The 5196-nt window shown below is 70.8% G+C and carries 3 protein-coding genes and 1 pseudogene; 1 reads left to right on the forward strand and 3 read right to left on the reverse strand.

The window, feature by feature from the left end; all coding sequences use genetic code 11:
- Positions 1 to 31: 31 nt before the first annotated feature.
- Positions 32 to 694 (reverse strand): hydrolase, encoded by a 663-nt coding sequence (locus tag RIF68_RS18935; RefSeq protein ID WP_309052465.1) that lies wholly within the window; start codon positions 692 to 694, stop codon positions 32 to 34.
- A 533-nt stretch (positions 695 to 1227) separates the two neighbouring features.
- Positions 1228 to 1824, reverse strand: a pseudogene (locus RIF68_RS18940) (MFS transporter); the annotation flags it as partial.
- A 21-nt stretch (positions 1825 to 1845) separates the two neighbouring features.
- On the opposite strand from RIF68_RS18940, the gene RIF68_RS18945 reads away from it, so the two are divergent.
- Positions 1846 to 2115: a hypothetical protein gene (locus RIF68_RS18945; protein WP_309052468.1), complete on the forward strand. Its 270-nt coding sequence runs from the start codon at positions 1846 to 1848 to the stop codon at positions 2113 to 2115.
- Between the two features lie 355 nt (positions 2116 to 2470).
- On the opposite strand, the gene RIF68_RS18950 is transcribed toward RIF68_RS18945, so the two are convergent.
- Positions 2471 to 5023, reverse strand: a complete 2553-nt coding sequence (locus RIF68_RS18950; RefSeq protein ID WP_375165198.1) for an alpha-L-arabinofuranosidase C-terminal domain-containing protein — start codon at positions 5021 to 5023, stop codon at positions 2471 to 2473.
- Between the last annotated feature and the right edge of the window lie 173 nt (positions 5024 to 5196).

The raw sequence follows: 5196 nt of genomic DNA on the forward strand, positions 1-5196 counted from the left end.
CGCAGGATCAGAATGCCGGTGTCCACGGAGGTCAGCCGGCCGCGTGGGCGCCGATGACGCTCTGCGCGTACACGACACCGAGGCCGTACGCGCCCGCGTGGGCCTTGACGATCTCCATGACCGCGCCATACGTCTCCTGGCGCGCCCAGTCGCGCTGCAGCTCCAGGAGCACCTGCACCCAGGTCACCGGCACGGCACCGGCGGCGATCATCCGCTGGAGAGCGTGCTCGTGGGCGGCCGGGCTGACGCCGCCGGAGGCGTCGGTGACCACGTACACCTCGTAACCCTGCTCCAGCGCGGAGAGCGCGGGCAGGACGAGGCAGACCTCGGTCCACAGACCCGACAGGATGATCTTCTTCCGGCCGGTCGCCCTGACCGCCGCCACCAGCGCCTCGTCCTCCCAGGCGTTCATGGTCGTACGGTCGATGATCTCGTTCTTGGGGAACACCTCGGCGAGCTGCGGCAGCAGAGGTCCGGAGAACGACTCGGCGGCGACCGTGGTCAGGACGGCCGGAACGTCGAAGGCCCGGGCCGCCTTGGCGAGGCCCACCGTGCTGTTGATGATCGCGGTGCGGTCGCCGCTGCCGGTGCCGAAGAACATCTGCGGCTGGTGGTCCACGAAGAGCATGACGGCGTTGTCGGGCGTGAGGAGGTCCGAACTCGGAGCGGCCTGCACCTTGTTGATGTCGAACATGAGGGGTCCTTTCGAAGCGATCGCTACCGTGCCGCCCCGTGTCTCCGGCTCGGCACACCCGAAAGCTACGACCGGCCCGACCGGCCGACTTTCCTCCCCGCGCCCAGGGCGTGGCATGACAGCGCACTACCCGAGCGGGGGATTCGCGTCCCCGACCCGATCCCTCGGCTCTGTGGACGGGGCGGACAACGTGGGCAGTTCCTCGTCCGGCGGCCGCCGGTGCCAGGTTTCGACCGAGGGCCGCCGGAAGGAACGGGTTCGGGGTGAGCCATGCATGGAGCCCAACCTCGTCGGCATCGGGGAGGACCTGCACCTTGCCGAAGGTCCCGGGTCGTGTGGCAAGTCCGGCCCCATTGCTCACGGAAACAAGCCAGGACATCCAAGAGACACGAGTCCCCTGGGGTAGCTACGGCCCTTCATAGAGTCCGTAGCCGCCTTCGCACGCCAGTCTCCAGGCGCTCCACCAGGCCCCGTCCGAACACCTCCGCTTCATCTCAGCGGCGGCCAGCCGCACCGGGCGGCCAGGGAGCTCATAGGGCGAGCGCGTGGGCCGGGATGGTGATCGCGGCGAGGACGGCGACCAGCACGAGGTAGGTGGCACGCCAGTCCAAGCGCTCGGCGAGGGCAGCCGTGAGCGGGGCGAAGACGGTGGGGGCGAGGCCGCCCGCAAGGGAGACGATCGTGAGGGCGCGGATGCGGTCGGGTCCCCACCAGCGGGTCACGGCCGCGAAGGCGGGCTGATGGAAGGTGGCGGCCATGGCGATGCCGGCGAGTGCCCAGGCGGCGTAGAACAAGGGGGGTGGGGGCTGCGGCCAATGCCAGTACGGCCACGACCGCGAGGACGGAGCCCGCCGTCATGACGAGGCGCGGGCCGCGTCGGTCCAGGATTCTGCCGATCGGAACGCTCGCCGCTGCCGAGACGAGGAGAGCCAGGGAGAACGCGCCCGTGCTCGCACTCGCGGACCAGCCGGTGTCGGCGGTGATGCGGGACAGGACGACCGGGAAGGCGTAGTGAGCGATCCCCCAGCCGGTGATCTGGGTGAGACAGAGGGGGGCAGTACGGCGCGGGGCCGTGACCGGTCCCCTGTTCCGGTCGCGGCCCCGTCCGAGCGGGTCGTCAAATCGGCCATCAGCCGCAGGAGGGAGCCGGGGTGGTGGTGTCGAGCCGGATTTGTGCCGTGGTGCCCCAGCCCCGTCACGTCCCGGGTGAAGCCCGGCACGAGCTCGACCGTGGCCGGCGCGACCTTGAGGTACACCAGCAGCTTGTCCTGCCGTCCGGTGACGCGGGCGAAGTTCCGCAGCCGCTGGTAGGCGTCGTACTGCTTGCGCTCGACCTTCGTCACGCTCTCACCCATCCCGAGCAGCGTCTCGTCGACCACGGCGGCCAGCTTCGCCATGGCGTCGGTCCGTCGGCGCGGTGACGCTCCCCGCTCGCCGCGCCGACTCCGCCTCCGCGTCCCGCTGGCTTGGGCAGCGACCGACGCGACGGTCTCCAACGCGGTGTGGTGCTCGCCCAACATCGTGTAGCGCACCAGATCGATGGACCTCCGGTGCTCGCGCACCGCGTGTACGGGGACGACGGCAGCCGATCATCCCGGGCACACACCCGCAGGGCCGTACTCCTGACCGAGCCAGGAAAAAGGCGCCACGCCACCGCGACAAGGGCGGATCAGTACCGCCGGGTTCCGGCAGTGAGCACGGCTCACACGCGTGCGCCCCGGTCGGGAAAGGGGTCCTTCCCGACCGGGGCGGCGGTGCGGTTCGCCGGCTGTTCCCCTACCTGGTCGCGACCCGCAGGAAGGTGACCGAGTGGGCGGGGAAGGTGTACGTGAAGGTCCGCCCGATGCCTTCCAGCGTCGACGTTCGCGGCCGGATCGGGTGGGCGTCGGCGGTGTTCACCGCGTCCGGCGCGCCCTCGAGGGTGGTCACCCGGGCCGTCGGGGCGACCTTGGAGGTGCCGAGGTCGATGCTCGTGCGGGCCGCGGCTGCCTGGGCGTTGACGACCTTGACGACGAGGTCGCCCTTGTCCCGGGTCACCACCTGCCGGAAGGGCTCGGCGGCCTTGTCGTCGGTGAAGGAACCCCACTTCTGCCCGTCGAGGTAGAGGGTGACCTGGCGGCCCCGCACCTGGACGCGGATGTCGTAGGTGCGGCCCGTCTCGATGGTGGTGGGGTGCTCCAGCAAGGTCTGCTTGCCCCCGTCGACGGCCTTCTCGACGGCGGATCGGGTGTTGCCCCAGCCGCCGAGGTTCCACCAGTAGTGGTTGCCGGTGCCGCGTACGCCGAAGGCGACCAGGAACCCTTCCTTGCCGGACTTCTTCGTGGCCTTGACCTTCAGGTCGTAGTCGTGCCAGCCCGGGTCGCCCGCGGTGACCAGGGTGTCCTCGGCGGCCTCGTCGGTCTGGACGTACGCCCCGTCCTGGACGGCCCAGGTGCCGCGCCCGGCCGCCGGCGTCCATCGGGAAGCCCCGGTGGAGAAGTCGTCCTTCAGCAGGGTGGCGCCGTCCGCCGCGGTGACCTCGACGTCGTCGTAGGCGGCGCTGGTGGCCCAGGTCGACAGGCCGACCGCGCCGGTGATCGGTCCGGAGACGGAGGGGGTGACCGAGGCTCGGCTCGGCACGACCCGGTCGCCGGTGTTGTTCATGAACAGCTTCTGGACCTCGTAACTGGTGGAGCCCCAGGAGCGGTTGTTGTCGAACCAGATCATGTCGGGCCGCCACTGGTTCTTGTCCACGTCGGCGAGCAGCGGAGCGTACGAGGCGAGCTTGACGACGTCGGCGTTGCGCTCCAGGCCGGTCATGAACGCCGCCTCGGACAGGGCGTTGGCGAAGCGGTTGTCGCGGGAGGCGTACTCGCCGAGGAAGACCTTGGGCCCGTTGCGGTCGTAGGAGTCGTAGCGGTCGTTGTTCTCCAGGAACCACTGCGGGGAGTTGTAGTAGTGCTCGTCGACCATGTCGACGCCCGCCCGGCGGTTGAGGTCCCACAACCGGTCGAAGGTGGCGCCCTCGGAGGCGGGTCCGGAGTTGGAGACGATCGTGATCTCGGGGTGCTCGGCCGTGATGGCCTTGCGGAACTCGGTGAAGCGGGCGAAGAAGGCGTCGGGCAGGTTCTCCTCGTTGCCGACGCCCAGGTGGGTCAGGCCGAAGGGCTTCGGGTGGCCCATCTCGGCGCGCTTGCGGCCCCAGGTGGAAGTGACGGGGCCGTTGGCGAACTCGATCAGGTCCAGGGTGTCCTGGATGTGCCGCTTCAGCAGGGCCGGGTCGTCGGTGGCCTGGTTCTGCCCGCAGCCGGTGACCAGGGCAGGCACGACGGGCAGCGGCATCGCGCCGATGTCCTCGGCGAACTGGAAGTACTCGTAGTAGCCGAGGCCGTAGCTCTGGTGGTAGCCCCAGAAGTTGGCGTTGACGGCCCGCTGCTCGACGGGGCCGATGGTGTCCTTCCACTGGTAGGAGCGGCGGCGCTCCCAGTCCGGGGCCTCGTAGGCGTGGTGACTGCCGGTGTTGACCAGGCAGCCGCCGGGGAAGCGCAGGAAGCCGGGGTTCAGGGCGGCGATCTTCTCGGCGAGGTCCTTGCGCAGCCCGTTCGGGCGGCCCTTGTAGGTGTCGCGGGGGAAGAGCGAGACCATGTCGAGGCGGAGGGTTCCGGAGCCGGCGGCCGTCACCGCGAGCCGACCCGCGGTGGTGGTCACCTTGGGGACGAGCGTGCCGGTGTACTTGGTCCACCGGTCGCCGCGCACGGTGATGCCGAGCGGCGCGGTCAGGACGGTGCCGTCGGCGGTGCGCAGGTCGGCCGTGAGACGGGTGCCGGCCGGATTGTCCGTGCGCGCCCAGACGGAGAAGTCGTACCGCCTGCCCTCCTTGAGGGCGATGCCCGCCCCGTAGCCGCTGTTGACGACGCCGAAGCGGCCGGTGGTGCCGCCCGTGCCGGCGAGGTCGACGCGCAGGTGGTTGCGGTTGCGCTCGTTGAGCCGCTCGGCGTCGTCGACGACCTTGAGGGTGCCTGTGGCGCCGCCGGACGCGGTCTGCTGCCAGGCGGTCAGCGGGGTGTAGGACCGGTTGTCGGCGGGGCCGAACTCGAAGGAGCGGTTCTGTACGAGCTCGGCGTAGAGGCCGCCGTCGGCCGCGTTGTTGATGTCTTCGAAGAAGACGCCGTACATGGTGGGGTCGATCGCCGGTCCCGTGCCGGCGGCGTCGACGGAGAGGGTGTAGTCGGTCACGGCGGGGTCCGCCGCCGCCGGGGTCTGGGTGAGGAGGCCGGCTGCCAGTGAGGTGGCCAGCAGGCCGCCGGTGAGGACACCGGCCTTTCTGGTGGTGCGGGTGCGTGGGCGCAAGGCGGCTCTCCTTGGGACGGAAGGTGCTGGGACGTCGTCGTGCTCTCTGGGGGCGGTGCGGTGGGGGCGGAACCCGGGGCGCTCGTCGGTGCCCGGGTCCCGTGGCCCGGGGGGCGGGTGTGCGTCGCCGCAGGGGCCGTCGCGGGGCGGCACGCCCCCGTACCGGCGTGCCG

It is taken from the genome of Streptomyces sp., assembly GCF_031178505.1.
Taxonomy (GTDB): Bacteria; Actinomycetota; Actinomycetes; order Streptomycetales; family Streptomycetaceae; genus Streptomyces; species Streptomyces gulbargensis.